Origin of the sequence: Gemmatimonas sp. (assembly GCF_041689975.1) — a bacterium.
Lineage (GTDB): Bacteria > Gemmatimonadota > Gemmatimonadetes > Gemmatimonadales > Gemmatimonadaceae > Gemmatimonas.
Genome location: NZ_JBDNFF010000406.1, coordinates 1 through 4333, shown reverse-complemented (window position 1 = coordinate 4333; position 4333 = coordinate 1). Strand labels below are relative to the sequence as shown.

Genomic DNA, 4333 nt, shown 5'->3' with positions numbered 1-4333 from the left:
TTCGCAAAACTCGCCGAAGGAATCAAGAGGTTCATTAACGAAACTCAATTTACGAAGTTTGTGATGATCATTTCCTCCGCCGGATTTCTCACGAGCGACCTGATCTCGTCGCAAGGTGCACTTAATTTCGCATATACCTTGTACCTGCGTTGCAAACGCGAAGGCATCGACCCGGCTGAAATTGAGCAGATTGTTCGACGATGGTATGTGTTGTCGCTCCTAACCACTCGGTATTCCGGGTCATTTGAGTCGCAATATGATCAGGATCTCAGACAAATGGAGTCTGCTGGGACACTGCAAATGATGAAAACAGTTGTCGACTCTGAGTTGAGCGATGGATTCTGGGAAGGACTCTTGCCGCAAATCATGGACACCTCTGCGGCTCGGAGTCCGTATTGGAATGTATTTCGTGCCTCTCAGGTCTTTACGCAGGCAAAGGGATTTCTCTCAAAGGAGATATCGATATCAAACCTCATCGAACTTAAGGGCGATATTCATCACGTCTATCCGAAGGGCTATCTGAAATCGAAGGGATACAAACCTGGACAGTACAACCAGATTGCCAATCTTGTTCAGATGCAGACCGAAATCAACATCAAGATTGGTGCGAAATCCCCGAACCAGTATTTCACGGCACTTGAATCACAAGTCTCGGGAGGCCCGAAAGAGTTCGGTGGTATTTCGGATCGCGCCAATCTGCTGGCGAACCTTGTCGAGCATGCGTTGCCACCTGAACTACTTGAGAGCGAGATTCCGTTCGAAGAATTTCTTATCATTCGCCGAAGGCTGATGGCGAAAGTAATTCGACAGTATTTCGAAAAACTTTGAGCCGATCTAGTAAATTATTGTGAACCGCACCGAGTTCTATGCAGGCTCTGGTATGCACCGTGTTTTGTGTAGGCAGATTTGTGTCTTGGCCCGCCAATTTGAGTGTTGTTGAATGAGGACGCCGCTTTGAGTTCAGCTGGTCGGACCTCTTAGCGGGCTTCAAACAAACCACCGAGTCAATCAAACCGACAGCAGACCCGTTCGAGCGATTCGACGAGGGCTACGAATTGAGCCGAGGCAGACGGCGACCTCCACATGAGGAGTAGTTCTGGTCTGCAAGACTGACTCACTGTGGGAAGCGACACCGTTGAGGCACTTCTGATTCAGCTGATCTCGTGCTGGTCTGGCTGGGAGACGAACAGCCACTACGTCGACAAACTTGTTCCGGCCATAGTGCGCAATGACCAAGATCTCAATCTCATGCCGAGTGAGCAGCGCACGGTTGACCAACTGAGGCGGTCTCTCTCGCCCGAGCAGTGGAACAGTCTGCCCTCGATGGTGAGTGAGTGTATGGACGGCCGTAGGACCGAGCAACAGCGACTGGACCAGGAGGCACGAGATCGACCGCGGCTTGAACGGGAGCGGAAGGCAGCCGAGCGTGAACGTGCCGCAGCCGAGCGTGAACGTGCCGCACCCGTTGTTGCCCGCATGAAATCACTCCTGCAGTCGGACTTCCTGGCCGTCGACCAAGCACATCTGGTTGACCCAGACAAGAACCTTTTGACTGCGCAGAGACTCGAAGAGCTCAAGCGTGACTTCGTGCGTGAATGGGTAGAGGACGAACTCGACTACTCCGTTGATGACGAGCAGGCGGCGGCCATCGCGACGTTCGGATGTGACCTCCGTGTCACAGCCCGGGCCGGTAGCGGCAAGACCCGAACCCTGGTGACTCGGGCGATCTTCCTCATGAAGCACTGCCGTGTACCCGGCAATTCACTGCTCCTTCTTGTATTCAACAAAAAGGCAGCGGAGGAGATTAAGTCGAGGATCTCCTCCGTTGCCCTTGAGGGTGATCCACCGCACGTAATGACCTTCCACGCCCTCGCGCATGCGCTCGTTCACCCTGACGAGACGCTTGTCTACGACGACGCGGAGACCGATTCATTCGCACGCAGCCGAGTGGTCCAGGGCGTGATCGACGAGCACCTCATTGACCCTCACTACAGCCAGATCATCCAACAGGTGATGCTCGCACATTTCCGCAGCGACTGGGAAACGATTGCCGAGGGTGGCTTTGACCTGACAGTGAGCGACTTCCTCGCCCGCCGGCGTGCGTTACCGCGGGAATCGCTCAACGGCGAATGGGTGAAGTCCTATGGCGAGAAGTTCATCGCGAACCTGCTTTTTGAGAACGGCATTGCGTACCGCTACGAGAAAAACTTCAAGTGGAACGGGCGCAACTACCAACCCGACTTCACCATCGAGGTCAGGCCTGGCGAAGGGGTTGTGATCGAGTACTTCGGCCTCAAGGGCGACCAGGACTATGACGAACAGTCGCAAGCGAAGCGTGACTTCTGGGAGAGGAAGGAGGGCTGGAAACTCCTCGAGTTCACCCCGCGAGACATTGCTGGTGGCCCCGACGAATTTGCAGCACAGCTGCTGGGTTCGCTTGCAGGGTTTGGAATCATCGCACAACCTCGTTCGGAGGAGGAGATCTGGCAGCTCGTCCGCGCGCGCGCCATCGACCACTTCACCTCCGCTATCGCCGACTTCGTGTCGCGATCTCGCAAACGCGGGTTCAGCGGATCTGACCTCGACGACCTGATTGCTGGTCACTTGACGCTCACACCATTTGAGGGAAGCTTCCTTGAAGTCGGTCGGTCGGTCTATGCGGCCTACTTGGAGCGTCTCCCCAAGACTTCCCAGGAAGACTTCGACGGCCTCATGTGGCGCGCCATCAACTCCTTGCATGGCGGTCAGACACGCTTCACTCGAGACCAAGGACGCGAGCAAGGCAATCTCGCACGGATGCGCTTCGTCCTGATCGACGAGTTCCAAGACTTCACGCAGATGTTCCTCGAGATGGTGGACGGCATTCGCAGCGTAAGCCCTGACGTCGAGTTCTTCTGCGTCGGCGACGACTGGCAGGCCATCAACGCATTCGCAGGATCAGAGCGTCGGTTCTTTACCAACTTTGATCGGTACTTCGACAACTCCAGGTCTGTCGAGATCAGCACCAACTACCGCTCACCAGTCGACGTCGTTCGAATCGGCAATGACATCATGGCCGGCGAAGGCGTACCAGCGCGAGCAAGCCGCAAGGATCGAGGGAGCGTCCAATCCTGTGACCTCGAGACCTTTAATCCATCAGCCGTCGAACTCGACCGCCACAACGGAGACGAGAAAACCCCAGCAGTGCTACGGCTCGTCCGGCGCTGCCTCGACCTCGGACAGGATGTCGTGCTACTCACACGGCGTAACAGGGCCCCGTGGTATGTCAACTACGACGAGCGACCCCGGAGAGGGCCGAGCGGGCTTGAACACTTCCTGTTGCGCCTGCTCAGCTACCTGCCCACTGACGACCACCACCGAGTGTCGATCTCGACCGTCCACAAGTACAAGGGACTCGAGAAAGGGGCCGTGATCGTTCTCGACGCGATTGAGGGCAGCTACCCGTTGATCCATCCAAGCTGGGTCTTCCTCCGAGTGTTCGGAGACAACATCGAGCAGATCGAGTCCGATGAACGGCGGCTCTTCTATGTCGCTGTGACCCGAGCTACCAACAGCCTGCTGCTCATTACCGAGACCTCACGGATCAGCCCCTACCTCATGGACATCCAGCAAGGAACCAAGCCGAACTACGTGGATTGGTCCATGCTGGTGCCCGTTCCATCGCTCGGCTCACCCACGCTCGAGGTCCGAGTATTCAAGGCTTACGAGATACGAGATGAACTCAAGCAGCAGGGTTACAGGTGGAACCGGGCAGGCGAGTACTGGCACAAGAGCACTGCCGCCGACTCGTTTGCACTGCAGACGCTCACGGGACAGGAGTGGTGCCGACCACCCGTACTAGTCAAGGTGGTCACCGAGGACGGCACCCTGCTCCACCGCCACTTGGCTCAATGAGTTGAAGCGGCGCGCCTTCAACTTCCGGTCGAGCATCCGGATCGTGGCCGCGCTAAGCGGTCTGGATCGCCAGCTATTCCAGGTGTTGTGATCGCGTGATTGATTTAGAGGTAGCCGACATGACAATGCTCCTCGGTCGCAGTATCCGAGTCGGACATATCGTTCTGGTGTGACGTATTGAAGGCACGCTCGGCTAGCGCCTCAGCGATTAAGTGCTGGAGTGGCTTCATGGCCGCTAATTGGCTCAGACCAGGAAGCGCGGCACTTTTCCGAACATCCTTTAATAAATCGGTAGCGAGCCGTCGTAGTTCATGGGCCAACTCAACCAACGTCGAGTCTTGTAATGAAATGGTGGGTGTTTGTGAATTGGGATTTGGCATCTCGATTACAACGATGATTCCTCTGACTGGACCCCTTTTGTGAGTCCATTTTCTTAGAG

Annotated in this window: 2 protein-coding genes and 1 pseudogene; 2 read left to right on the top strand and 1 reads right to left on the bottom strand. The window is 55.8% G+C overall.

What is annotated here, in order from left to right; all coding sequences use genetic code 11:
• Together ACESNG_RS23180 and ACESNG_RS23175 are read left to right on the top strand one after the other, a co-directional pair.
• Window positions 1–828, top strand: a pseudogene (locus tag ACESNG_RS23180) (hypothetical protein); the annotation flags it as partial.
• Window positions 829–1119: 291 nt separating this feature from the next.
• Window positions 1120–3894 carry a UvrD-helicase domain-containing protein gene (locus ACESNG_RS23175; protein ID WP_373071073.1) on the top strand — a complete coding sequence of 925 codons (2775 nt, stop codon included), beginning with the start codon at window positions 1120–1122 and terminating at the stop codon, window positions 3892–3894.
• Window positions 3895–3998: 104 nt separating this feature from the next.
• Here ACESNG_RS23175 and ACESNG_RS23170 read toward each other — a convergent pair.
• A partial coding sequence (locus ACESNG_RS23170; RefSeq protein ID WP_373071071.1) for a hypothetical protein occupies window positions 3999–4333 on the bottom strand: 335 nt, incomplete at its 5' end.